The organism is Streptomyces davaonensis JCM 4913, from assembly GCF_000349325.1.
In the GTDB taxonomy this organism is placed as follows: domain Bacteria; phylum Actinomycetota; class Actinomycetes; order Streptomycetales; family Streptomycetaceae; genus Streptomyces; species Streptomyces davaonensis.
In genome coordinates this window covers 7,209,307-7,232,643 of record NC_020504.1, presented here as the reverse complement: position 1 = coordinate 7,232,643, position 23,337 = coordinate 7,209,307, and the positions used below count along the sequence as shown (strand labels likewise).

23 protein-coding genes are annotated in these 23,337 nt (G+C 70.2%); 13 read left to right on the top strand and 10 right to left on the bottom strand.

Translation table 11 applies throughout. The features are described from left to right. Positions 1-35 precede the first annotated feature (35 nt). Positions 36-836 carry a S1 family peptidase gene (locus tag BN159_RS31910; protein WP_015661156.1) on the bottom strand — a complete coding sequence of 267 codons (801 nt, stop codon included), beginning with the start codon at positions 834-836 and terminating at the stop codon, positions 36-38. A 162-nt stretch (positions 837-998) separates the two neighbouring features. Between BN159_RS31910 and BN159_RS31905 the strand changes: the two genes are divergently transcribed. Continuing rightward, positions 999-1,877, top strand: a complete 879-nt coding sequence (locus BN159_RS31905; RefSeq protein WP_015661155.1) for a hypothetical protein — start codon at positions 999-1,001, stop codon at positions 1,875-1,877. A 102-nt stretch (positions 1,878-1,979) separates the two neighbouring features. Here the strand turns inward: BN159_RS31905 and BN159_RS31900 are convergent, their stop codons facing one another. Then, positions 1,980-2,888, bottom strand: coding sequence for an SDR family oxidoreductase (locus BN159_RS31900; protein WP_015661154.1), 909 nt, complete (start codon positions 2,886-2,888; stop codon positions 1,980-1,982). A 1-nt stretch (position 2,889) separates the two neighbouring features. Continuing rightward, positions 2,890-3,642: an SDR family oxidoreductase gene (locus tag BN159_RS31895; protein WP_015661153.1), complete on the bottom strand. Its 753-nt coding sequence runs from the start codon at positions 3,640-3,642 to the stop codon at positions 2,890-2,892. 53 nt (positions 3,643-3,695) lie between these two features. On the opposite strand from BN159_RS31895, the gene BN159_RS31890 reads away from it, so the two are divergent. From BN159_RS31890 to BN159_RS31870, 5 genes are read left to right on the top strand one after another with little or no spacing between them, the layout of a single operon-like run. After that, a complete protein-coding gene (locus BN159_RS31890) occupies positions 3,696-4,439 on the top strand; it encodes an enoyl-CoA hydratase family protein (RefSeq protein ID WP_015661152.1) in 744 nt (247 codons plus the stop codon). 1 nt (position 4,440) lies between these two features. After that, entirely contained in the window at positions 4,441-5,250 is an 810-nt protein-coding gene (locus tag BN159_RS31885) for a CoA transferase subunit A (protein WP_015661151.1), read from the top strand. Further along, positions 5,247-5,963: a CoA-transferase subunit beta gene (locus BN159_RS31880; protein WP_015661150.1), complete on the top strand. Its 717-nt coding sequence runs from the start codon at positions 5,247-5,249 to the stop codon at positions 5,961-5,963. The genes BN159_RS31885 and BN159_RS31880 overlap by 4 nt, the downstream gene beginning before the upstream one ends. After that, positions 5,963-7,027, top strand: coding sequence for an NAD(P)H-dependent flavin oxidoreductase (locus BN159_RS31875; protein WP_015661149.1), 1,065 nt, complete (start codon positions 5,963-5,965; stop codon positions 7,025-7,027). The genes BN159_RS31880 and BN159_RS31875 overlap by 1 nt, the downstream gene beginning before the upstream one ends. After that, complete coding sequence (locus BN159_RS31870) at positions 7,024-7,668, top strand: SIMPL domain-containing protein (protein ID WP_015661148.1); 645 nt, start codon at positions 7,024-7,026, stop codon at positions 7,666-7,668. The genes BN159_RS31875 and BN159_RS31870 overlap by 4 nt, the downstream gene beginning before the upstream one ends. 36 nt (positions 7,669-7,704) lie before the next feature. Here BN159_RS31870 and BN159_RS31865 read toward each other — a convergent pair whose 3' ends face one another. The 3 genes from BN159_RS31865 to BN159_RS31855 are packed head-to-tail and all read right to left on the bottom strand — an operon-like array spanning position 7,705 to position 10,310. After that, complete coding sequence (locus BN159_RS31865; RefSeq protein ID WP_015661147.1) at positions 7,705-8,862, bottom strand: acetyl-CoA C-acetyltransferase; 1,158 nt, start codon at positions 8,860-8,862, stop codon at positions 7,705-7,707. Between the two features lie 26 nt (positions 8,863-8,888). After that, positions 8,889-9,500: a TetR/AcrR family transcriptional regulator gene (locus BN159_RS31860; protein ID WP_015661146.1), complete on the bottom strand. Its 612-nt coding sequence runs from the start codon at positions 9,498-9,500 to the stop codon at positions 8,889-8,891. 15 nt (positions 9,501-9,515) lie between these two features. Continuing rightward, complete coding sequence (locus BN159_RS31855) at positions 9,516-10,310, bottom strand: SDR family oxidoreductase (protein WP_015661145.1); 795 nt, start codon at positions 10,308-10,310, stop codon at positions 9,516-9,518. 49 nt (positions 10,311-10,359) lie between these two features. On the opposite strand from BN159_RS31855, the gene BN159_RS31850 reads away from it, so the two are divergent. Together BN159_RS31850 and BN159_RS31845 are read left to right on the top strand one after the other, a co-directional pair. Then, complete coding sequence (locus BN159_RS31850) at positions 10,360-11,499, top strand: acyl-CoA dehydrogenase family protein (RefSeq protein ID WP_015661144.1); 1,140 nt, start codon at positions 10,360-10,362, stop codon at positions 11,497-11,499. After that, positions 11,499-12,428, top strand: coding sequence for an acyl-CoA dehydrogenase family protein (locus BN159_RS31845; protein ID WP_015661143.1), 930 nt, complete (start codon positions 11,499-11,501; stop codon positions 12,426-12,428). The genes BN159_RS31850 and BN159_RS31845 overlap by 1 nt, the downstream gene beginning before the upstream one ends. Here BN159_RS31845 and qcrB read toward each other — a convergent pair. Then, entirely contained in the window at positions 12,403-14,058 is a 1,656-nt protein-coding gene (qcrB, locus tag BN159_RS31840; RefSeq protein WP_015661142.1) for a cytochrome bc1 complex cytochrome b subunit, read from the bottom strand. The genes BN159_RS31845 and qcrB overlap by 26 nt on opposite strands. An 88-nt stretch (positions 14,059-14,146) precedes the next feature. After that, positions 14,147-14,875 (bottom strand): vWA domain-containing protein, encoded by a 729-nt coding sequence (locus BN159_RS31835; RefSeq protein WP_015661141.1) that lies wholly within the window; start codon positions 14,873-14,875, stop codon positions 14,147-14,149. A 163-nt stretch (positions 14,876-15,038) separates the two neighbouring features. On the opposite strand from BN159_RS31835, the gene BN159_RS31830 reads away from it, so the two are divergent. Together BN159_RS31830 and BN159_RS31825 are read left to right on the top strand one after the other, a co-directional pair. Continuing rightward, positions 15,039-15,950, top strand: coding sequence for a rhomboid family intramembrane serine protease (locus tag BN159_RS31830; RefSeq protein ID WP_015661140.1), 912 nt, complete (start codon positions 15,039-15,041; stop codon positions 15,948-15,950). Continuing rightward, entirely contained in the window at positions 15,947-16,852 is a 906-nt protein-coding gene (locus BN159_RS31825; protein WP_015661139.1) for a chitosanase, read from the top strand. Before BN159_RS31830 ends, BN159_RS31825 begins: the two co-directional genes overlap by 4 nt. Here the strand turns inward: BN159_RS31825 and BN159_RS31820 are convergent. Together BN159_RS31820 and BN159_RS31815 are read right to left on the bottom strand one after the other, a co-directional pair. After that, on the bottom strand, positions 16,840-17,853 hold the full coding sequence (locus BN159_RS31820; protein WP_041820110.1) for a glycoside hydrolase family 113: 1,014 nt from the start codon (positions 17,851-17,853) through the stop codon (positions 16,840-16,842). The genes BN159_RS31825 and BN159_RS31820 overlap by 13 nt on opposite strands. Before the next feature lie 7 nt (positions 17,854-17,860). Continuing rightward, complete coding sequence (locus tag BN159_RS31815) at positions 17,861-19,741, bottom strand: DUF2334 domain-containing protein (RefSeq protein WP_015661137.1); 1,881 nt, start codon at positions 19,739-19,741, stop codon at positions 17,861-17,863. A 398-nt stretch (positions 19,742-20,139) separates the two neighbouring features. On the opposite strand from BN159_RS31815, the gene BN159_RS31810 reads away from it, so the two are divergent. The 3 genes from BN159_RS31810 to BN159_RS31800 all read left to right on the top strand — a co-directional run bounded on the left by BN159_RS31810 (position 20,140) and on the right by BN159_RS31800 (position 23,300). Continuing rightward, entirely contained in the window at positions 20,140-21,384 is a 1,245-nt protein-coding gene (locus BN159_RS31810) for a glycosyltransferase family 2 protein (RefSeq protein WP_015661136.1), read from the top strand. A gap of 90 nt (positions 21,385-21,474) precedes the next feature. After that, positions 21,475-22,617, top strand: a complete 1,143-nt coding sequence (gene wecB, locus BN159_RS31805) for a non-hydrolyzing UDP-N-acetylglucosamine 2-epimerase (protein WP_015661135.1) — start codon at positions 21,475-21,477, stop codon at positions 22,615-22,617. Positions 22,618-22,646: 29 nt separating this feature from the next. Then, positions 22,647-23,300 carry a family 16 glycoside hydrolase gene (locus BN159_RS31800; RefSeq protein WP_015661134.1) on the top strand — a complete coding sequence of 218 codons (654 nt, stop codon included), beginning with the start codon at positions 22,647-22,649 and terminating at the stop codon, positions 23,298-23,300. Positions 23,301-23,337 lie beyond the last annotated feature (37 nt).

Sequence of the window (23,337 nt, the reverse complement as noted above, 5' to 3'; positions counted from 1 at the left end):
AAGGCCGCATGCTCAAGCCGTTGAAGGCCGCGTGCTTACAGGGCCGACGCGGCCCGGGCTATGTCGGCGGCGAAGGTGTTCACCTGGGTGTAGACACCGGGCACGCCCGCGCGGGCGCAGCCGTCGCCCCAGCTGACGATGCCGACCTGGATCCACTTGCCCGCGTCGTCCTTGCGGAACATCGGGCCGCCGGAGTCGCCCTGGCAGGTGTCGACGCTGCCGCGCGTCCAGCCGGCGCAGACCTCCTCCTTGGCCACCAGACGGTTGCCGTAGTGCCGCTTGCACACCCGGTCCGCGACGAACGGCACGGTGGCCTTGCGCAGCTTGGTGGTGCCGGTGCCGGCGCCCTCCCGGGTGTCGCCCCAGCCCGCGATCGTGAACATGCCGCGGTTGTAGCGGTCGGTCGTGGCGAGCTTCAGCGTGGGCCTGTCGATCGGCTTGGCGAGCTTGATCAGCGCCCAGTCCTTGCCGGTGCCGTCGTAGCCCGGGGCCACCTTGACCTTGGTCGACTTGACCTTGATCGCCGAGGACGAGTTCAGGTCGTTGACGCCCGCGGTGACGGTGATGCGGTTGTTGTTGCCGGAGCCGTCCATGCAGTGGGCGGCGGTCAGGACGACGTCCTTCTTGTAGAGCGCCCCGCCGCAGCCCATCGAGAGGTGGACCATGAAGGGGAACTCGTTCTGCGCCGCGGGCGTTCCTCCTACGACACGGGTGTCCGCGGCCTGGGCGGCGCTCACGGGCTGGAGAGAGGCGACGGCGAGGGCGACGGCACCGGCCGCCGCGGCCCGCTTGACCAGGGTCAGACCGCCGCTTCTCTTGGGCAGGTTATGGGTCAACGCATGTCCTTTCGTGGGGGGTTGGGCGGCCCGCAGTATGAAGATCGAGGAGGGGGTGTGACAAGGACGGATCTCACGTACCGGGGAGGGAACCCGAGCGGGGAAATATCCCTCACATCCCCGTAGAGTGGAATCGGGTTCAGGCGTCTTGGGGGTTCGGACGTGGCGAACGGCGGACCGGTCGAGCACGGCTACCCACACCTGGAGACGGTGCGGGCGGCGATCACCGCGTTGTACAAGCGCTTGTCGTACGACACGATCCAGACGTTCGCGAGCAGTGTGGTCCCTGCGGACGTGGCGTTCTGCGACACCGATGATCTCTATCTGGGGGCGCAGCGGGTTGCCCGGGAGCTGGTGCGGCACTATCGGCTGCCGGATGCGCGGATCATCGTGAGCTTCCGTGAGATGACCCATGCGGCGAATGTCGAACTCGCTGCCGGGCCCGAGTACTTCGTGGAGCTGAACGATCGGTTCCGGACGCATCGGCGGGATATCGGCGCGGCGTTGGCGCACGAGATCATGCATGTGTATCTGCACCGGCTGGATCTGTCGTTCCCGGGTACGCGGGACAACGAGATCCTCACGGACACGGCGACGACGTATCTGGGGGCCGGGTGGTTGTTGCTGGACGCGTATCGGGAGGACGGGGCGTCTTCGCAGAAGCTGGGGTATCTGACGCCGGAGGAGTTCGGGTATGTCCTTGCCAAGCGGGCGCTGGTGTTCGGTGAGGATCCCTCGGTGTGGTTCACCAGTGCGCAGGCGTACACGGCGTACGGCAAGGGGCTGGCGGTTGCGCGGCGTGATGAGCAGCAACCGCCCCTGACTGCTGCGGGGTGGGCGGGGCGGCGGCGGTATGCGCGGGATCGGCGGCATGGGGGTGGGCCGGATTCGGGGGCGCCGTATGCGTTCAGTCCGGATGGTGGGGGGTTGCGGGTGTCGTTTCCGTGTCCTACGTGTCAGCAGCGGATTCGGGTGCCGGTGAAGGGGAGGGTTCGGGCGCGGTGTGGGTTGTGCAAGACCGTTCTTGAGTGCGACACGTAGTTTTTCGCCCCCGCCGCCCCTACCCGTCCCATCCCTGGGGGCTGCGCCCCCAGACCCCCCCTTTCGGCCCCGAAAGGGCCTCGTCCTCAAACGCCGGACGGGCTAAGAGGCCCCGTACACCGGCAGCGGCGTCTCCGTCTCCCCCAACAGCTTCAGTGCCGTCTCCCCTGCCTCCGCCGCACCCCACCGCGCCCCCTTGTCCGCGCTCGGCCCCCTTCGCCAGCCCTCCATCACCGTGATGCGGCCGGCCTCCGCCTCGAAGACCCGGCCTGTCACTCCCGCGCTTGCCGGCGAGCCCAGCCATACGACCAGCGGGGACACGTTCTCCGGGGCCATCGCGTCGAAGCCTGATTCGGGGGCCGTCATCGTGTCGGCGAAGGTCTGTTCCGTCATCCTGGTGCGGGCCGCCGGGGCGATCGCGTTGACCTGGACTCCGTAGCGGGCGAGTTCGGCGGCCGCCACCAGGGTCAGCGCCACGATCGCCGCCTTCGCCGCGCTGTAGTTGCCCTGCCCCACCGCGCCCAACAAGCCCGCCCCGCTGCTGGTGTTGACGATCCGTGCTGTCGGGGTGCGGCCCGCCTTCGCTTCCGTGCGCCAGTGGGACGCCGCGTGCTTCAGGGCGAGGAAGTGGCCCTTGAGGTGGACGCGCACCACGGCGTCCCACTCCTCCTCGGCGAGGTTGACCAGCATCCGGTCCCGCAGGAACCCGGCGTTGTTGACGAGGGTGTCGAGGCGGCCGTACGTCTCCAGGGCGGTCCGGATGACGGAGACCGCGCCCTCTGTCGTCGCTATGTCGCCACCGTGCGGCACCGCCGTCCCGCCCGCCGCGCGGATCTCCTCGACCACCCGCACCGCCGGGCTGTCGGCGTCCGGCGTCCCGTCGAGACCGACGCCCAGGTCGTTCACGACCACCCGCGCCCCCTCCGCCGCGAAGGCGAGCGCGTGGGCCCGGCCGAGCCCCCGGCCCGCACCGGTGACGACGACCACCCGGCCCTCGCAGATTCCGCTCATCTCAACTCCCTGTCTTCAAGGCGTTGTTCGCCGTCGCCGCAGCCAGAAACGCGGGGCGCTCCCCACCCCCGTGCACCTGAAGGCTCGCCCCGCTCACATACGCCGCCGCGTCCGAGGCCAGGAACACCGCCGCCGCGCCCACGTCGCCCGGCTCCGCAAGGCGGCCGAGGGGGACCGTCCGGGACACCGCGGCCAGGCCCTCCTCGCCTCCGTAGTGCAGATGCGAGAGCTCTGTGCGGACCATGCCGACGACCAGCGTGTTGACGCGGACCTCCGGCGCCCACTCGACCGCCATCGAGCGGGCCAGGTTCTCCAGGCCCGCCTTTGCCGCGCCGTAGGCCGCGGAGCCCGGGGAGGGGCGGGTGCCGCTCACGCTGCCGATCATCAGCACGCTTCCCCGGGCCCGCCGCAGCAGCGCGTACGCCGCGAGCGAGACCGTCAGTGGTGCCGTCAGGTTCAGCTCCAGCACGCGCGCGTGCCGCTCGGCGTCCGCCTCGGAGAGCAGGCGGTACGGGGTGCCCCCGGCGTTGTTCACCAGCACGTCCAGACGGGGGAGTTCGGCAACCAAGCGGGTCACCGAGGTTGGGTCCCGGACGTCCAACTGTCTGAACTCCGTTCCCTCCAGCGGGACTTCCGGTGGCTTCCGTGCGCACACCACCACCTCCGCCCCCGCCTGCACGAAGGCTCGGGCGATGCCGGCGCCGACGCCGCGCGTGCCGCCGGTGATGACGGCGAGCTTCCCGTTCAGCTCCATCCGCTGCTACCTTCCACCTAACAAACGTTAGGTGGAAGGTAGCTGATGCGCCCATGAGTGTCTCCACCTCGTCCCCGGAAAAGGGGATCCGGGTCGTGACGGTTGATCACCCGCCCGTCAATGCCCTGCCTGCGTCCGGCTGGTTCGCGCTCGCCGATGCCGTGCGCGATGCCGGGCGGGACCCTGACGTGCGGTGTGTTGTGCTCGCCGCCGCGGGGCGTGGGTTCAACGCGGGCGTGGACGTCAAGGAGATCCAGCGGCTCGGGCGAAGTGCGCTCATCGGGGCCAACCGGGGGTGTTTCGCGGCCTTTTCGGCCGTGTACGACTGCGAGGTGCCCGTGGTCGCGGCGGTGCAGGGGTTCTGCCTGGGCGGGGGCATCGGCCTGGTCGGGAACGCCGACGCGATCGTGGCGAGCGAGGACGCCACCTTCGGTCTTCCCGAGCTGGACCGCGGCGCCCTGGGGGCGGCCACGCATCTCGCCCGGCTGGTGCCGCAGCACCTCATGCGCGCCATGTACTTCACCTCCCGCACCGCGACCGCCGCCGAACTGCATGCGCACGGATCGGTGTGGCGGGTGGTGCCTCGCACCGAACTGCACGCGGCCGCACTGGAGTTGGCGCGGGAGATCGCCGCCAAGGACGGGGAGCTGCTCCGCCTCGCCAAGGCCGCCATCAACGGCATCGATCCGGTGGACGTCCGCCGCGGCTACCGCTTCGAGCAGGGCTTCACCTACGAGGCGAGCGTGAGCGGGGTCGGCGACCGGGTGCGCAGCACGTTCGGGGAGGACGGTGACTGACATGGCCGACAAGACGATGACCGCCGAAGCCGCTGTCTCCCGGCTGACCAGCGGCATGACCCTCGGCATCGGCGGCTGGGGCTCCCGCCGTAAGCCCATGGCCCTGGTGAGAGCACTGCTCCGTACCGAGATCACCGATCTCACGATCGTCTCCTGCGGCGGCCCCGACGTCGGCATGCTCGCCGCCGCCGGCCGGATCCACCGTCTGGTCGCCCCCTTCGTCACCCTGGACTCCATCCCCCTCGAACCGCACTACCGCGCCGCCCGCGAGCAGGGCACCCTCCAACTCACCGAGTACGACGAGGCGATGTTCCTGTGGGGCCTGCGCGCCGCCGCCCACCGGCTGCCGTTCCTGCCGGTGCGCTCCGGACTCGGCTCGGACGTCATGCGGGTCAACCCGGGCCTGCGCACGGTGACTTCGCCGTACGACGACGCGGAGACCTTCGTCGCGATGCCGGCGCTGCGCCTGGACGCGGCCCTGGTGCACGTCAACCGCGCCGACCGGCGGGGCAACGGCCAGTGTCTGGGCCCGGACCCGTACTTCGACGACCTCTTCTGCGAGGCGGCCGACACCGCGTACGTCTCCTGCGAGCGGATCGTGGACACCGCCGAGCTGACGAAGGAGGCGGCACCCCAGACGCTGCTGGTCCAACGGCACACCGTCACCGGCGTGATCGAGGCCCCGAACGGCGCCCACTTCACCTCCTGCGCCCCGGACTACGGCCGCGACGAGTCCGTACAGCGGGAGTACGCGACCACGCCCTGGCCCCAGTTCGCCGAGCACTACCTCCGGAACGGGAGCACGGCATGACCGCCACCCGCGCCGAACACTGCGTCATCGCCTGCGCCGAAGCCTGGCGCGGCGCCGGGGAGATCCTGGCGAGCCCGATGGGCCTGATCCCCTCCGTCGGGGCCCGCCTGGCCCGGCTGACCTTCTCCCCCGACCTGCTGCTCACCGACGGCGAGGCGATGCTGGTCGGCCCGGACGGCACGGTCGAGGGCTGGCTGCCGTACCGCCGGCACCTCGATCTGGTCACCGGGGGCCGGCGGCACGTGATGATGGGCGCCAGTCAGATCGACCGCTTCGGCAACCAGAACATCGCCTGCATCGGGGACTGGGCGCAGCCGAGGCGGCAGCTTCTCGGGGTGCGGGGAGCGCCGGTCAACACCTTGAACAATCCGACCAGTTACTGGATCCCCCGGCACTCCCGGCGGGTCTTCGTCCGCCGCGTCGACATGGTGTGCGGGGTGGGCTACGACCATGCCGACGGCGCCCGCCACCACCGCATCCCCCGTGTCGTCTCCGACCTCGGCGTCTTCGACTTCGCCACCCCGGACCGATCGATGCGGCTGGCCTCCGTGCATCCCGGGGTGAGTGTCGAGGAAGTCCGGGAGGCGACCGGCTTCGCGCTGACGGTCCCGGACGAGGTGCCGTACACGCGTGATCCGACGCCCGCCGAACTGCGGCTGATCCGCGAGGTGATCGACCCGGAGAACACCCGCGCGCGGGAGGTGGACCGCTGATGGAGACCGCGCTGACCCGGCTGACCGGGGTGCGGCATCCGCTGGTGCAGACCGGGATGGGCTGGGTGGCCGGTCCCCGGCTGGTCTCCGCCACGGCGAACGCGGGCGCCCTCGGCATCCTGGCCTCAGCCACCATGACCGTGGACCGGCTGCGGGAGGCGGTCCGGGAGGTCAAGTCCCGTACGGACGCGCCGTTCGGGGTCAATCTGCGCGCGGATGCGGCGGACGCCGGGGACCGGGTCCGGGTGATCATCGACGAGGGGGTCCGGGTCGCCTCCTTCGCGCTCGCGCCCTCCCCCGGGCTGATCGCCGAGCTGAAGGAGGCGGGGGTCGTGGTGATCCCGACCGTGGGGGCGCGTCGGCATGCCGAGAAGGTCGCGGGCTGGGGTGCGGACGCGGTGATCGTGCAGGGCGGTGAGGGCGGCGGGCACACCGGCGAGGTGGCAACGACCGTGCTGCTGCCGCAGGTGGTGGACGCGGTGCGGATCCCCGTCGTCGCGGCGGGCGGCTTCTTCGACGGACGGGGCCTGGTCGCCGCGCTGGCCTACGGGGCGGCGGGCGTCGCCATGGGCACCCGCTTCCTGCTGACCTCGGACTCCACCGTCCCGGACGCCGTGAAGGCGCGCTATCTGGCGGCGACGGTCCGGGACGTCACCGTGACCACGGCGGTCGACGGCCTGCCGCACCGCATGCTGCGTACGGAACTGGTCGAGTCGCTGGAACGCTCCGGCCGAACGAAAGCCCTGTTCGGGGCGGTCCGTCGGGCAGCGGGCTTCCGGCGTCTCTCGGGGCTGTCCTGGCGCCGGATGATCCAGGACGGGCGGGCGCTGCGCCACGGCAAGGACCTGAGCTGGAGCCAGGTCCTGCTCGCCGCGAACACTCCGATGCTGCTCAAGGCATCGATGGTGGACGGCCGTACGGATCTCGGGGTCATGGCGTCGGGACAGGTCGCCGGAGTCATCGACGACCTGCCCTCGTGCGCGGAACTGGTGGACCGGATCATGGCCGAGGCCGGGCAAACCCTGGGCGCGCTGTCGGCGGGCGGTGCTTCAATGCGCGCATGAATCAGACGATCAAGGAGCCCTGGGGGCTCAGTGTGTTCGGCGCCGGCGACGTACGGGCGGAGCCTCAACTGGTGCGGGTGAAGCTGGGCGTGGAGGTGCTGGAGCCCGCCCCGGAGGCGGCGTTCCACGAGGCGGGCGCGGCGGTGACCCGGCTGCGTGAGGTGCTGCGTCGGCACGGCATACCGGACGCCGCGGTCTCGGGTTCCCGGCTGCGGCTCAACTCGGAGTACGGCCACGCCAATGGCACGCGGAAGTTCATCGGCTACTTCTGCCAGGCCCAGTACGTCATCGAGACCGAGGCGCTGGACGACCTCCAGCAGCTCATGGTCGACGTGGTGGAGGCGGGTGCGCGCAGCATCGACAGCGTCGAGTTCGACGTGCACGACAAGCCCGCGCTGCGGGACGAGGCGCGCCGCAGGGCGGTGACCGCCGCCCGCCGCAAGGCCGAGGTCTACGCGGACGCGGCGGGCGTGCATCTGGGTCCCGTCGTGCACATCCAGGACGTGGACGCCGAGTCGTACGAGTTCCGTCAGTACCGCGGGCACGGCGGCGGTGGCGGCGGTGCCTCCGCCAACGACCTCGCTCCGGGGATGGTGCAGGTGGCCGCCGGGGTGGTGCTGGGCTTCTCGCTCGGCCGCTGACGCCCACCCGACGGCCTTCTCACCGGGCCGTCGGCCTCACACCCGCTCGATGATCGTCACATTGGCCTGTCCCCCGCCCTCGCACATGGTCTGGAGTCCGAACCGGCCGCCGGTGCGCTCCAGTTCGTGCAGGAGGGTCGTCATCAGGCGTACGCCGGTGGCGCCCAGGGGGTGGCCGAGGGCGATGGCGCCGCCGTTGACGTTGACCCTGTCGGGGTTCGCGCCGGTCTCCTTCAGCCAGGCCAGGACGACCGGCGCGAAGGCCTCGTTGATCTCGACGAGGTCGATGTCGTCGAGGGACAGGCCGGTCTTCTTCAGGGCGTGCGCGGTGGCCGGTATGGGCGCGGTGAGCATCCGGATCGGGTCCTCGCCGCGCACCGAGAGGTGGTGCACGCGCGCGCGGGGCGTCAGCCCGTGCTCGCGCACCGCCCGCGCGGAGGCGAGCAGCATGGCCGCCGCACCGTCGGACACCTGCGAGGAGCAGGCCGCGGTGACGGTGCCGCCCTCCACGACCGGCTTCAGGGCGGCCATCTTCTCCAGCGAGGTGTCCCGGCGCGGGCCCTCGTCCACGGCCACGGAGCCGTAAGGCACCACCTCCCGGTCGAAGCGCCCGTCGTCGATCGCGCGGACCGCCCGCTCATGGGAGCGCAGCGCGAACTCCTCCTGGTCGCGCCGGGTGATGCCCCACTTCGCGGCAATCATCTCGGCGCCGACGAACTGGTTCACCGGCTTGTTGCCGTACCGCGCCCGCCAGCCCTCGCTGCCCGCGAAGGGGCCCTGGGTCAGTCCGAGCGGCTCGGCGGCCTGGCGGGTGGCGAAGGCGATCGGGATCATCGACATGTTCTGCACGCCGCCGGCCACGACCAGGTCCTGGGTGCCGGAGAGCACGCCCTGCGCGGCGAAGTGCACGGCCTGCTGGGAGGATCCGCACTGCCGGTCGACCGTCACCCCGGGCACCTCCTCGGGCAGTCCGGCCGCCAGCCAGCAGGTCCGCGCGATGTCCCCGGCCTGCGGCCCCACGGCGTCCAGGCAGCCGAAGACGACGTCCTCGACGGCCACCGGGTCGACGCCGGTCCGCGCCACCAGCTCCCGCAGCACATGCGCGCCGAGGTCGGCCGGATGCGCCTGGCCGAGCCCTCCCCCGCGCCGCCCCACGGGCGTACGGACCGCTTCGACGATGTAGGCCTCGGCCATGACAACTCCCCAATGGCGACAGTGGGTTATGTGCGAACGGCGATCCCGTCCAGCACCATCGACAGGTACTGCCGGGCGATCTCCTCGGGGCTGTGGTGTCCGCCGGGCCGGTACCAGGACGCGGCGACCCACACCGTGTCCCGCACGAACCGGTAGGTGAGCCGGACGTCGAGGTCGGCCCGGAAGACCCGGTCCGCGACACCGCGCTCCAGCGTGGACAGCCACGCCTTCTCGAACCGCAGCTGGGACTCGGCGAGGAACGCGAACCGCTCCTGCGCCACCAGCTGCTTGCTCTCCTTCTGGTAGATCGCGACGGCGGCGCGGTGCCGGTCGATCTCCCGGAACGACTCGGTGACCAGCGCTTCGAGGGTCTCCCGCGGCCCCAGCTCGGCGCCCAGGACGGTGTCGTAGCCGTCCCAGAGCTCGTCGAGGAAGGTGCGCAGGATCTCCTCCAGCATCGATTCCTTGGAGTCGAAGTGGTAGTAGAGGCTGCCCGCGAGCATGCCCGCGTGGTCCGCGATCTTGCGTACGGTGGTGGCGTTGTAGCCCTGCTCGGCGAAGACCTCGGCGGCGGTGTCGAGGAGTTCGCGGCGGCGCGCGGGCGCGGCCGTCACCTGGGGCTTCTTCTTGGTCGGCACGGTTCCATTCTCGTCCTACGGGTGCTGTCCGCTGACGGAGACGACCTCTCCGGTCAGGTACGAGGAGTAGCCGGACGCCAGGAACACGATCACGTTGGCCACCTCCCAGGGCTCGGCGTACCGCCCGAAGGCCTCCCGCGCGGTGAGTTCCGCGAGGAGTTCGGGCGAGGTCACCTTCACGAGGTGGGGGTGCATGGCGAGGCTCGGGGCGACGGCGTTGACGCGGACGCCGTACTCGGCGGCCTCGATCGCGGCGCACCGGGTCAGCGCCATGACGCCCGCCTTCGCGGCGGCGTAGTGCGCCTGCCCTGCCTGCGCCCGCCACCCCAGGACGGACGCGTTGTTCACGATCACCCCGCTCGATCCCCCGCCGCTCTCCCGCATCCGGCGCAGAGCAGCCCGGGTGCACCGGAAGGTGCCGTTCAGCGTCACGTCCAGCACCCTCGACCACTGCTCGTCGGTCATGTCGACCAGCGCCGAAGTCCCGCCGAGCCCGGCGTTGTTGACGACGACGTCGAGTCGGCCGTGTTCCCTCACGGCCGTGTCGAACAGGGCGGTCACCTGGGCCTCGTCGGTGACGTCGCAGGGCGCGGCCGTCACGGCGCCCGGGAACTCCCGGCCCAGTTCGGCCTCGTGCTCCTTCAGGCGCCGGGTGTGCGCGTCGCTGATCAGTACGCGGGCGCCCTCCTCCAGGAAGCGGCGCGCGGTGGCCCCGCCGATGCCCGCGCCCGCGGCCGCCGTGACGACGGCGGTACGGCCCTTCAGCAGCCCGTGCCCGGGGACGTGGGCCGGGCTCTCGACGCCTGTCATAGGGGCACGCTAACCTACCAAACACTTGTTAGGGAAGGAGCGGCGGCCGATGGATCTGACGTTCACCGAGGACGAGACGGCGCTGCGCGCCGAGGCCCGCGCCTGGCTGCGCGCGCATGTGCCCGCCGAACCGCTGCCGTCCCTGGAGACCGAGGAGGGCTTTACGGCGCATCGCGCGTGGGAGGCCGAACTGGCCGCGGACCGCTGGTCGGTGGTCAGCTGGCCGGCGGAGTACGGCGGCCGGGGCGCCTCGCTGGTGCAGTGGCTGCTGTTCGAGGAGGAGTACTACACGGCGGGCGCGCCGGGCCGGGTGAGCCAGAACGGCATCCAGTTGCTCGCGCCGACCCTGTTCGACTTCGGTACGCCGGAGCAGCGGGCCCGGGTGCTGCCGCCGATGGCGCGCGGCGAGGTGGTGTGGGCGCAGGCGTGGTCGGAGCCCGAGGCGGGCTCCGACCTCGCGTCGCTGCGGTCGCGGGCCACCCGCGCGGAGGGCGGCTGGCTGCTGTCCGGGCAGAAGACGTGGTCCTCGCGGGCCGCCTTCGCGGACCGCGCCTTCGGCCTGTTCCGCAGCGACCAGGATGCGGCCAAGCCCCATCAGGGCCTGACCTACCTGATGTTCGACCTGCGCGCACCCGGTGTCACGGTCCGCCCGATCCGCCGCCTGGACGGTAAACCGGCCTTCGCCGAGCTGTTCCTGGACGAGGTGTTCGTCCCGGACGAGGACGTGATCGGCGAGCCGGGGCAGGGCTGGCGGATCGCGATGTCCACGGCGGGCAACGAACGCGGTCTGACGCTGCGCTCCCCGGGCCGCTTCCTGGCCGCGGCGGACCGGCTGGCCGAGCTGTGGCGGGCCAAGGGCGGCCCCGCGTCGGCGCGGGACCGGGTCGCGGACGCCCTGATCGGCGCCCGCGCGTACCAGCTGTTCACCTTCGCCGCCGCCTCCCGCTTCCTGGACGGCGAGCGGATCGGCCCCGAGTCCAGCCTGAACAAGGTCTTCTGGTCGGAGTACGACATCGCGCTGCACGAGACGGCGCTCGATCTCCTCGGCGAGGAGGGCGAGTTGGCGGACACCGAGTGGGCCGAGCGGTATGTCTTCTCCCTCGCGGGGCCGATCTACGCGGGGACGAACGAGATCCAGCGGGACATCATCGCCGAACGGCTGCTGGGCCTGCCGAAGGGACGCCGGTGATGCGCTTCCTGCCCGACGCCGAACAGCGGGCGTTCGTCTCCTCCCTGGACGCGATGCTCGGCTCCGCGGACACCCCGGCGATCGTCCGGGAGTGGAGCCGGGGCGAGCATGCGCGCGGGCGCGCACTGTGGGGCCGTATCGCCGAGGCCGGGGTGTTCGGTCTTGCCGTACCGGAGAAGTACGGGGGATTCGGGCTGCTGCCCGTCGAACTCGCTCTTGCCTTCGTCGAGTTGGGCCGGTGCGCCGTCCCCGGTCCGCTGGTCGAGACCGTCACGGCGGCCGTCCTCCTCGCGGAGTCCGGGATCACCGTGTCCGGCATGGCGACCGTGGCCCACGGCAGCCCCTACGCCCTCGACGGAGACGCGGCCGAGCTCCGCCTCGTCCTCACCCCCGAGGGCCTGTTCCGCTCCCCCGGACACGGCCCGGTGCGCGCGTCCCTCGACCCCGCCCGCCGCCTCACCGCCCTGGAGAAGGGCGAACTCCTCACCACGGCCCCGCCCACCGAGCGGGCCCTCGCGCTGGCCCGGCTCACCACCGCGGCACAAGCTCTCGGCGTGGGCGTCACCCTGCTCGACAAGACCGTCACTCACGTCAAGCACCGCACCCAGTTCGGCGCTCCCATAGGCTCGTTCCAAGCCGTCAAGCACCGGCTGGCCGACGCAAAGATCGCCCTGGAGTTCGCCCGCCCGCTCGTCCTCGGCGCCGCGCTCACGCTCGCCCCCGCCGACCTCGCCGCCGCCAAGCTCACGGCCTGTGAGGCGGCGTGCACCACCGCTCGCACCGCGCTCCAACTGCACGGCGCGATCGGGTACACGGCGGAGTGCGATCTCTCCCTGTGGCTGACCAAGGCCCGGGCCCTGCGCACCGCTTGGGGCGGCCCATGGGAGTGCCGGGCCGCCGTGCTCAGTGGTGGCGATCGCCGCTGGTGAGCTCCCGGTACTCCTCGGCCGTCGGCTTCGGGATCTGCGTGTCGGGCCCGAACATGGCTCGGGCCAGCCAGGCCCGCAGCCGCTCGGAGTGCTTCACCCGGCGCCGCACACCGCCCGCGTCGACCACCGGGCCGATCTCGTAGGGCGGGTTCTGCTCATGCTGAGTGAGGGTGAACAGCTCCATCTGCGTGATGGGTTCGTGGACCTCGATGAACTCGCCGTCCGGCAGCCGTTTGACGGTGCCCGTCTCCCTGCCGTGCAGCACCTTGTTCCGGTCGCGGCGCTGGAGGCCGAGACAGATCCGGTTGGTGACGAAGAACGCGAGCACCGGCACCACGAACGCGGCGATCCGCACGAACCACGTGATGTCGTTGATGGACAGGTGCAGATGGGTGGCCACGATGTCGTTGCCGCCGCCGATCAGCAGCACGACGTACAGGCTGAGCCAGGCCACGCCGAGGGCGGTGCGCACGGGTGCGTTGCGTGGCCGGTCCAGGATGTGATGCTCGCGCTTGTCGCCGGTGACCCACGCCTCGATGAAGGGATACACCCCGAGGGCGAGCAGGATCAGCGGGAAGAGCGAGAAGGGGATGAACACGCCCAGCGCCAGCGTGTGGCCCCAGGCGTTGATCTCCCATCCCGGCATCACCCGGATGAGCCCCTCGGAGAAGCCCAGATACCAGTCGGGTTGCGCACCCGTGGTCACCAGGTCCGGGCGATACGGCCCGAAGGCCCACACGGGGTTGATGCTGGCGATGCCGCCCATGATGGTCAGCACACCGAACACGAGGAAGAAGAAGCCGCCCGCCTTGGCCATGTAGACCGGCAGGAACGGCATGCCGACCACCGACTTGTTGTTCCTGCCGGGCCCCGGATACTGCGTGTGCTTGTGGTAGAAGACCAGCGTCAGATGGGCGACGACCAGGCCCAGCATGATCCCCGGCAGCAGCAGGACGTGGATCGGGAAGAACCTCGAAATGATGTCATGGCCCGGGAACTCCCCGCCGAACAGGAAGAACGACAGATACGTGCCGACGACCGGGACGGACAGGATCGCGCCCTGCGCGAAGCGCACGCCGGTGCCGGACAGCAGGTCGTCGGGGAGTGAGTAACCGGTCAGGCCGGTGATGATGGCGAGCATCAGCAGCGTCCAGCCGAACACCCAGTTGAGCTCGCGCGGCTTGCGGAACGCGCCGGTGAAGAACACCCGCATCATGTGCACGAACATGCCGGCGACGAAGACCACCGCCGCCCAGTGGTGGATCTGCCGGATCAGCAGCCCGCCGCGGACGTCGAAGCTGATGTCGAGTGTGGACTCGTAGGCCCTGGTCATGATCACGCCGTTGAGGGGCTGGTAGGAGCCGTTGTAGACGACCTCGACGCCGCTCGGCTCGAAGAACAGGGTGAGCCAGACGCCGGTGAGGATCAGGACGATGAAGCTGTACAGGGCGATCTCGCCCAGCAGGAAGGACGGGTGGTCCGGGAAGAGCTTGCGCATGTTGGCCTTGGCCAGCGTGTAGATCCCGAACCGCCCGTCGGCCCAGTCGGCCAGCTTCTCGCCCTTGCCGGGAGCCTCCCTGCGGGAGCGGACGGACCCCGCCGCCGCCTCCACCGATCGTGCGCCGTCCATACGTCGTCGCCTCCCCGTCGGATCTCACTCAGGGTGGCACGGCGGTCACCGCCAGGCCACAGGTCGGCGCAGGCGAGTGAGCGGCTGTTCAGTCGCGCGGCGGGACGATCCCCTGCGCCCGCGCCGCCACCAGCCACTTGGGGAACTCGGCCACCAGGCGGTCGTACAGCTCGGCGTCGGAGACCTTGCGCGGGTCCTGCCCGGCGTGGAAGAAGCCGGCGTTGTCGACGCACCGCTTGTCGGGCACGGACAGCTCGTCCAGCTTGCGCAGATAGTCGAACTGCTTGCTGGACGGGTCCCCGAAGCCGATGAACTGCCAGAACAGCGGCAGCCGGGCCGCCTTGCACAGATACCGCTCGGCGGCGAGCTTGTTGATCGGGCCGCCGTCGGTCTGGAAGACCACCAGGGCGGGCTCCCGGGAGCCGCTGTCGAGGTAGTGGTCGATGACGGCGTCCATGGCGAGGTGGTAGCTGGTCTTGCCCATGTGCCCGAGCCCGGCCACGATCCGCTCGATCCGCCCCTGGTGATCGGCGAGGCCGATGTCGGTCTCGGCGTCCACGTCGGTGGAGAAGAACACCACCGGCACCCGGCCGTCGTCGTCGAGATGCGCGGACAGCCCGAGCACCCGGTCGGCGAGCGCCTGCACACTGCCGTCCTTGTAGTACGGCTTCATCGAGCCGGAGTAGTCGATCACCAGGTAGACCGCGGCCCGCAGCCCGTCCATGCCGTGTTTGGTGAGCGACACCCCGGCGGTCTTGTACAGGCTGACCAGCGCGGGCGCGGTCTCCTCCACCTTGCGCAGACTGATGGCCGCCATTCGGATCCCCCTGGAGTCGATCGACTGGATGCCGAGATTACGTCACACTCGACCCGCCCCTCCCGGCATCCACAGCTGTTGGTTATTTTGTTCGCCGCCGCATTTTGCTCATCGCCGTCCCCACCGGCTCACCGACCATCCGCACGTTCTTCGAGGAGCCGGCGTGGAACCCGAGTCCGCCGTCACGACCTGTTACCGCCATCCCAAGGTGGAGTCGTACGTCCGCTGCACCCGCTGCGAGCGCGTCATCTGCCCGGACTGTATGCGCGAGGCGGCCGTGGGCCACCAGTGCGTGGAGTGCGTACGGGAGGGCGCGAAGTCGGTGCGCCAGGCGCGCACGGTCGTCGGCGGGCGGATCTCGCGCACGCCGGTGGTGACGTACGCCCTGATCGCGCTGAACGTGCTGGCGTATCTGGCGGAGGTGGTGCGGCCGTCGATCGTGGAGCGGTTCTCGATGCTCCCGGCGGGGATGGTGGGTCCGGACGGCCTCTCATACGTGTACCAGTCGCCCGTCCCGGCCGGTTTCGAGGCCGAGGGGCTGGTCGCCGGGGAGTGGGAGCGGCTGATCACCAGCGCGTTCCTGCACCTGGAGCCGACCGAGGGCACGTTCGGTCTGCTGCACGTCGTGATGAACATGTTCTCGCTGTGGACGCTCGGCCGGGCCGTGGAGCCGATGCTCGGCCGGTCCCGCTATCTCGCGCTGTACCTGCTCTCGGCGCTCGGCGGCTCGGTCTTCGCGCTGCTGCTGGACGACCCCGGTGCGGCCTCGCTGGGCGCGTCCGGCGCGATCTTCGGCCTCGGCGCCGCGTATTACGTGGTGGCCCGGCGGATCGGCGCCGACATGCGGGGCGTCAACCGGTTCATGGGCTTCCTGCTGCTGTGGCTGCTGCTCTCCGCGGGACTGACCTCCTGGCAGGGGCATCTGGGCGGGCTGCTGACCGGCGGGGCGCTGGCGGTGGCGTACGCCTATGTGCCGCGGGGTCCGCGCCGGGCGCTGATCCAGGCGGCGGTCGGGGTGGCCGTCCTTGCGGTGCTGCTGATCGTGGCGGCGGCGCGGGTCGGGGGGCTCAAGTGAGACGAACCGGAATCCTGGCCTTCGCGCTCGCGCCCGTCGTCCTCACGGCGGGGGCCTACTTCCTGATGCCCACCGACTCCGCGGAGAGCCCCGCGGCTCCGCCCGTCTCGGCCGCCCAGCTGGCCCGCGAGGAGGCCAAGGAGCGGGCCGAGACCGAGCGCGCCGAGGACGAGAAGACGATCGCGAGCCTGCCGCCGGGGCTCGCCGACCCCGCGAAGAAGGAGCTGGCCCTCAAGATCACGGCCACGGCCGAGTTCTCCAGCCTGAACTGGCGCCTGGGCTACGGCAGTGTCGAGGACAACGGCGACGGCTGCGGCTATACGGCGGGCGCGATCGGTTTCTGCACCGGCACCCATGACCTGCTCGACCTGGTCGAGCGGTACACCGAGACCCACCCGGACAATGGCCTGGCCCGGTATCTGCCCGCGCTGCGCAAGGTCGACGGCACGGATTCGCACGAGGGGCTCGATCCCGGTTTCCCCGCGGCCTGGAAGGCGGAGGCGAAGAAGCCCGCGTTCCGTGCGGCGCAGGACGAGGAGCGGGACGAGGTCTACTTCAACCCCGCGGTGCGGCTCGCCAAGCTCGACGGTCTTGGCACGCTGGGGCAGTTCGTCTACTACGACGCGATGGTTCTGCACGGTCCCGATCCGAGTGCGAACGGGTTCTACGGCTTGCGTGAACGGGCCCTGCACGAGGCTCGGTTGCCGTCTCGGGGCGGTTCGGAGAAGGCGTATCTCGACATCTTCCTCGATCTTCGTGAGCAGGCGATGAAGCGGAAGAAGTCGACGGCGGACACGAGTCGGGTCTCCACGGCCCAGCGGGAGTGGCTGTACGACGGGAACCTGTCGCTGAACACACCGCTGAGCTGGCGGATGTACGGGGAGCCGTATCAGGTTTCCTGATCGGCACCCCACCTCTGCCTCAACACCTTCTCCGCCGGCTTGCCATGCGGCGTGTATGCCAGCCTCGCCGGGGTCTCGCCGCTGTCCGGCCAGTCGTCCCACATCCACCAGTGGACGCCGGCCCACCAGCGGCGGCCGGTGAAGGTGTCCAGCAGCGCCCGGTAGGCGGCGGCCTGTTCGGTGCTGTCGGGGTGGGTGCTGACCGTCCAGTCGTACGGTGCCGTCGTCGTCCCGCGCTGGCTGACGTAACCCGCCTCGGTGAACAGGATGCGGCGGCCCTGCTCGCGGGAGTACCTGGCGAGGCGGTCGCTGATCGGCTCCCAGGCTTTGCGGAGCCGCTCGCCGGAGTGCGTGGGGCGGTCGGACAGCGGCCAGTACGCGTCGATGCCGATCAGGTCCAGCTCGTGCCAGAAGGCGACTCGGCGGTACTCGTCGTAGTTGGCCGCGTAGGTGAGTGTGCCGTCGTAGCGGTCGCGGATCGTCGTGATGATCTCGGTCCAGGCGGCTCGGTCGGCGGAGACGCCCGCCAGTTCGGTGCCCACGGCGAACTGCTCGGTGCCGGTCGCCGCGGCGAGGTTGGCGTAGTGGGTGATGAAGCGTCGGTACGAGGTGAACCAGGCGGTGCGGTCGCGGGGGCGGATCTCGGCTCGGTCGGCGTCGCCGGGCAGGTCGACGTGGGGCTTGATCATCACCTTCAGGCCGTGTGCGTGCGCCCTTCGCACGATCCGCCTCAGTCCTGCGTCGCTCGCCGTCTCCTCGGTGCGCCGGATCACCGAGTCGCCCCGGCGCTTCTGGTACCAGGTCGGGGTGAAGGTGACCCAGTCCGCGCCGGTTGCCCTGATGTCCCGCAGATAGCGGTCGGCGGCGGGGCTGTCGTAGTCGGTGCGGTACCAGGAGGGCAGGGTGATGCCCCGGATCACGGGTTCCTCCACGCGCTCGGGTCCACAGCCCCCTACGGCGAGGAGGACCGCCGCCACTACGGCGGCGGTCCTCCCCCTCACTTGCGCCTCACAGGCTCGCGGGGCTGACGAAGGTGTAGCCGAGGGCCTTGATGCCCTGCACCGTCTCCCGCAACGGCTGGACCGGGAAGTACGGGTGATAGAAGAAGCTGGCGAAGCCGTCCCGTACCGCGAGATTGGCCTTGGCCGAGGCGATCAGATCGGCCGGCAGGCGTGGTGGATGGTTGTTGTATTCCTCCGGCTCGTAATTCCCGATGTTTTCGGGAATCACCTTCGTCCCGTACACATCACGCACCACATACGGGAAGAACTGCCCGATGAATCGGTTCGGATCCGACGGGACCCCACTGAGGGTTCCGGCGAAATACAGCGACCGTTCGAGCCGGGCGGAATAGTTCGAACTGAAGACCTGGTAGTCGGTGGCCGAACCCGCGTAGTGCGGGGTGGTCCACAGTTGCGGACGGGGCAGCCCGGCCGCGGCGAACTCGGCGAGCGCGCTGTCGACCCGGCCCTGCGCCCAGGCGGCGGAGTCCTCGGCCACCGGTCCGTCGTAGATCACGCTGTTCGCGGCGTCCACATGGGCCCGGTAGAACTCGAAGTCGTCGCCGCTGACGCCGTTGTAGGGGTTGGCGGCGTTGCCGTACTGATGGGTGTAGCCGTGGTTCATCAGTACCGCGCCCCTGGCCAGCATGTACTTCAGCGTGTTCACCAGCTGGGGCCGGTCGGTCAGCTCGACCGTCTCCGGGACGCCGTTGTTGTAGGTGCCGTTCGGGTCGGTGTAGACGGGGATCACGTTGATGCCGTACGGAATCCGCTGCGCGTACAAGTAGTCCGCGATGGCCCGCAGTTCGGACGGTTCGGAGTTGGGGCTGATGTCCTCGAGCCGTACGACCGCCCGGTGCCGTTCGGCGGTGGCCGGGGCGAGGGCGTCGAAGAGGACGTCCTCGAAGACGATGACCCGGTCGCTCTCGGAGACGTAGGAGAAGGGGATCTCACCGATGTAGGTGAGGTTGGACGAGCGGACCGCCCAGCCGAAGGTGTGCCCATTGGACGAGTCCAGGCCCTCGGCGACCCGGGTGACCTGCGGATATCCGCCACCAGTAAGGACGTTGGGGCGCAGCACCCCGCCGTCCTGCCCGGCCGGGATCTTCCGGGTGAGCGTCTGGCCCTTGTACGTCACCTGCGTGACGGTGCCGACGGAGCCGCCGTCCTCGTAGTACGACGTCGTCGGGTCCCAGCCGTACTTCTGGGTGAACTGGGCGACGCCCACGGCGTTCGCCATGTTCCAGATGTTGGCGCCCATCCAGGTCAGGGGCTTGGTGGTGGTGAGCGCGTCCTGGTAGAAGGCGGCCGGGACCGCGTCCGGGACGTCGCAGCAGTAGTAGGTCGACCCGATGTAGATCGTGGCCGTGTACGACTCGACCAGGCCGGCGGTGTACTGCGAGACCGGCTTGGTGGTCACGCTGCCGAAGTGGCCCGCCAGGTTGGCCGTGGCCATGGCGTACAGCTCGCCGAGGTGCCCGTAGGGGCCCGCGGTGTCGTACAGGACGAGGGTGGTCGGCTCGGCGGCGGGGCCGATGTCGGCCGGGGAGATCAGCTCCGCCTGGCGGCTCACGGCGGAGGCGAGTGCGGATGCGGTGGTGGTCGCGGTGGCGGTCGCCGGGGTGACGGCCGCGGTGGTCTCGGCGCGTGCCCGGTCGTGGCGCGCCTTGTCTGCCTTGAGCTGGGCCTTCGCCCAGCCCTTGAGGTCTACTCGGTTGAGTCCGGTCCGGGTTCCGTGCGATTCGCCGTGCTCGCGGTCCGGTCCGCCGGCCGCCTGCGCGCCGGCGGCCAGGAAAGTACCGCTGAACAGCGCGGCGACGAGTAACAGGACCAGGGAAAGCCTCGGAAATCCCCGTCTCCGAGGCCGGTTGAGTGGTCTCACGATCATTCCCCCCACTTTGCCAAGCTTTTGGCAAAGAGTTTTTCCGGCAAGAAGTCACCGATTGTTCTTGGCGATCAAGAAGGGTGTCAATGGGCCCAGCTCTTTTTACAAACACTCTTCTGGGTCGGCCCGACGGTCTGCTACGTTCACCTTCGCGCGATGGGGACGCGCTGCGAAATGTGGGGGGACAATGTATGGACGACCCGCGCTGGGGGCAATGTTGCCCCTGGCAGGGGCCATGGCTGCGCCGGAAGCGATACCCGGACTGCCATTGGCCAAAGCACTACAGGCAACGGCAGGGGCCGGATTCCTGCTCTACTGCCTGACCGCCTGTCTCATCCTCATAGCCCGGACGCGGCTGCGCAGACAGACCAGAAAAGCGCAGGTCAGCGCCGGGAGCGACCATGATCATTGATGTGCTGCTGTGGGCCGCCATCAGCCTGATCGTGCTGGCCGGCTGTTACAACACGAGTCTTTTCCTTCTCTCCCGCCGCAGAATTCGCCGCACCCGCACCGAGCGGAGAGAACGGTTCTATGTATTCCTGATCGCCTGTCTGAACGAAGAGCGCGTGCTTTCCGAAAGCCTGGCGCGTATCACCTCACTGCCCGCCGGGAATTTCCTGGCGCTGGTCATCGACGACGGCTCGGACGACCGCACCTCCGAGATCGCGCTGGCCGCCGACCCCGACCGGGTCCGGCTGCACCGGCGCACACTGCCGAACGCACGCCGGGGCAAAGGCGCCGCACTCAACGACGGAGTGCGCCACCTCAGGGAGTCAGGGCTGCTCGCCGGACACGATCCCGACGACATCGTCCTGTGCGTGGTGGACGCCGACGGCCGCCTCGACCCGCATGTCGTGCAGTCGGTGGACCCCTGCTTCGACGACCCTCGTACGGGCGCGGTTCAGGTCTGCGTCCGTATGTACAACCGCCGTCAGGGGCTGCTCGCCCGGATGCAGGACATGGAGTTCGTCGTCTACGGCGATGTGTTCCAGAGCGCGCGCCGCTTCATCGGCAGCGTCGGCATGGGCGGCAACGGACAGTTCATGCGGCTGTCCGCGCTCGACACGCTGGGCGGGGACGGCCCGTGGAGCGACAGTCTCACCGAGGACCTCGACCTCGGCGTCCGGCTGATCGCCAAGGGCTGGACCAACCAGCACTGCACCACCGCCTCGGTCTCCCAGCAGGCCGTGCTCAGCCTGCGGCGGCTGATCCGGCAGCGCTCACGCTGGTTCCAGGGACATCTTCAGTCGGCCGGTCTCGTCCCGCTCATCCTGCGGGACGTGCCGACCCGTCCGGCGCTGGATCTGCTCTACCACCTGTCCAGCCCGGTGCTGATCCTGCTCACCTCACTGCTCCCGCTGTCCTTCCTCGTCGCCCTGGGCGCCACCACCGTGGCCTCGGTGCAGCAGGGACAGCCGCTGGTGTCGCCCATGTGGCTGCTCGGCCCGTATCTGCTCTCGTTCACGGCCGCCTACGCCTACGGATTCGTGTACGCGCGGCGTGAGCGGGATCTCGGCCTGGTGCGCTCGGTGCTGCTCGCCCATGTCTTCGTCTTCTACGGCTACATCTGGTTCGCCGCCGGCTGGTGGGGCTTCTGGCGGATGCTCACCGGCAAGCGGACCTGGCTGAAGACCGCGCGCACCTGATCTCTCATCTGTCATCGGCTCAACTCTCGTCTCTCCTTTCACCCTTACGCGCGGCGCCCTGCGACCGCGCGCGCCCAAGGGGGGCTTGCCATGTCCACATCTCCATCAGCCGTGCCCGTACGCGCCATGCTGGTGCTCGGCACCCGGCCCGAAGCCATCAAACTGGCGCCGGTGGCCCGCTCCATGGCCGTCGGCACGCACTTCGAACCGGTGGTCGTCACCACCGGCCAGCACCGCGAGATGCTGCACCAGATGCTCGGCCTGCTCGGCGTCTCCAGCCGGATCGCGCTCGATGTGATGCGCAGCCGCCAGCAGCTCTCCGACCTGACCGCCCGGCTGGTCGCCGAGCTCGGTGAGGTGCTGCGGCTCCAACGACCGGACCTGGTCGTGGTGCAGGGGGACACCACGACCGCGCTGGCCGGGGCGCTCGCCGCGTTCTACGAGAAGGTCCCGGTCGCCCATGTCGAGGCCGGACTGCGCACCGGCGTCATCGACAACCCGTTCCCGGAGGAGCTCAACCGCAGCCTGATCGGCCGTATCGCGCGCTGGCACTTCGCCCCGACCCCGCGCGCGGCCCGGCATCTGACCGACGAGGGCGTGCCGAAGGAGCAGGTGTTCGTCACCGGCAACACCGTCATCGACAACCTGCTGTGGGTGCTGGCCGAGGGCACCGGCGCCTCCGCGTTCCGCACCCCGGCCAAGCGGATCCTGGTCACCTTGCACCGGCGGGAGAACCAGGGCGAGCGGATGCGCGGGATGGGCCGGGCGCTGCGCCGGCTGGCCGGGCGCGGGGACGTGGAGATCGTGCTGCCGCTGCACCTGAGCCCGGCGGTGCGGGAGGCGCTGCTGCCCGAACTCGACGGCCACGACGGCATTTCGCTGGTCGAGCCGCTGGACTATCTGGACTTCGCGGCCACGCTCGCCGAGTGCGACCTGGTGCTCACCGACTCCGGCGGCATCCAGGAGGAGGCGCCGAGCCTCGGCAAGCCGGCCCTGGTGCTGCGGACCACGACCGAGCGCCCGGAGGCGGTGGAGGCGGGCGCGGCCCGGCTGATCGGCACCGATCCGGAGGTCATCGTGCAGGCCGCCGGGGAGCTGCTGGACGATCCGGCGTTGTACCGACGGATGGCGGGCGCGGGCAATCCGTTCGGCGACGGCCGGGCCGCGGACCGCGTACTGGCCCAGCTGGCCGAGGACTTCGCCGCGGATGTGCCGCTCGACGCGACGGTCTGACGCGGGTTCGGTGGGCCATACTCGACCGCATGACTCGCTCACTCCTGCGTGGCGTCCTGGTGGCGGTGACGCTCGCCGGAGTGCTGGCCCTCGCCTTGAGCCAGTGCGGTTCTGACGAACCGTCAACCCCGGTGTCCCCCTGGGCGGACGGTTCCGTGCACGGCCGCTGGGAGTCGGTGTTCAACGGCCACGGCACCAACTCGGGCGACGACGACTCGCTGACCCTGTCGCCGATGCCCGCGCAGGACCCGGGGACCACGCATGCGGGGCTCGTGGTGAGTACGGCGTCGTACACCGACGTCCGCTTCGAGGCCCGGATGCGCACGGTCGAGCAACTGCGGGAGCCCGACCCCAATCCCTGGGAGGTGCCGTGGCTGGTGTGGGCGTACACCGATCCGGAGCACTTCTACTACATCACCCTCAAGCCCAACGGCTGGGAGCTGGGCAAGCGGGATCCCGCCTACCCGGGCGGGCAGCGGTTCCTGGCCACCGGGCACGAGACGTACGAGGTGGGTGACTGGTACGGGGTGCGGGTGGAGCAGGACGGGGCCTCGGTCACCGTCACGGTGGACGGGGACCGGCTGGTGGAGTTCACCGACTCCGAACGCCCTTACCCGGAGGGGAAGGTGGGGGCGTACACCGAGGACGCCACGGTGAGGTTCGAGGGGCTGAGGGCTCGGTGAAAGTTTGACGGCGCCTGCCGAATCGTCCGGTCGGGGA

Bases quoted from the DNA above. Each gene is read 5' to 3' on its own strand.
- BN159_RS31810 (WP_015661136.1), top strand. From the start codon at position 20,140: ATGATCATTGATGTGCTGCTGTGGGCCGCCATCAGCCTGATCGTGCTG.
- qcrB (WP_015661142.1), bottom strand. From the start codon at position 14,058: ATGGACGGCGCACGATCGGTGGAGGCGGCGGCGGGGTCCGTCCGCTCC.
- BN159_RS31875 (WP_015661149.1), top strand. From the start codon at position 5,963: ATGGAGACCGCGCTGACCCGGCTGACCGGGGTGCGGCATCCGCTGGTG.
- BN159_RS31835 (WP_015661141.1), bottom strand. From the start codon at position 14,875: ATGGCGGCCATCAGTCTGCGCAAGGTGGAGGAGACCGCGCCCGCGCTG.
- BN159_RS31870 (WP_015661148.1), top strand. From the start codon at position 7,024: ATGAATCAGACGATCAAGGAGCCCTGGGGGCTCAGTGTGTTCGGCGCC.
- BN159_RS31880 (WP_015661150.1), top strand. From the start codon at position 5,247: ATGACCGCCACCCGCGCCGAACACTGCGTCATCGCCTGCGCCGAAGCC.
- BN159_RS31885 (WP_015661151.1), top strand. From the start codon at position 4,441: ATGGCCGACAAGACGATGACCGCCGAAGCCGCTGTCTCCCGGCTGACC.
- BN159_RS31890 (WP_015661152.1), top strand. From the start codon at position 3,696: ATGAGTGTCTCCACCTCGTCCCCGGAAAAGGGGATCCGGGTCGTGACG.
- BN159_RS31815 (WP_015661137.1), bottom strand. From the start codon at position 19,741: ATGATCGTGAGACCACTCAACCGGCCTCGGAGACGGGGATTTCCGAGG.
- BN159_RS31895 (WP_015661153.1), bottom strand. From the start codon at position 3,642: ATGGAGCTGAACGGGAAGCTCGCCGTCATCACCGGCGGCACGCGCGGC.
- BN159_RS31850 (WP_015661144.1), top strand. From the start codon at position 10,360: ATGGATCTGACGTTCACCGAGGACGAGACGGCGCTGCGCGCCGAGGCC.
- wecB (WP_015661135.1), top strand. From the start codon at position 21,475: ATGTCCACATCTCCATCAGCCGTGCCCGTACGCGCCATGCTGGTGCTC.
- BN159_RS31865 (WP_015661147.1), bottom strand. From the start codon at position 8,862: ATGGCCGAGGCCTACATCGTCGAAGCGGTCCGTACGCCCGTGGGGCGG.
- BN159_RS31845 (WP_015661143.1), top strand. From the start codon at position 11,499: ATGCGCTTCCTGCCCGACGCCGAACAGCGGGCGTTCGTCTCCTCCCTG.
- BN159_RS31900 (WP_015661154.1), bottom strand. From the start codon at position 2,888: ATGAGCGGAATCTGCGAGGGCCGGGTGGTCGTCGTCACCGGTGCGGGC.
- BN159_RS31800 (WP_015661134.1), top strand. From the start codon at position 22,647: ATGACTCGCTCACTCCTGCGTGGCGTCCTGGTGGCGGTGACGCTCGCC.
- BN159_RS31855 (WP_015661145.1), bottom strand. From the start codon at position 10,310: ATGACAGGCGTCGAGAGCCCGGCCCACGTCCCCGGGCACGGGCTGCTG.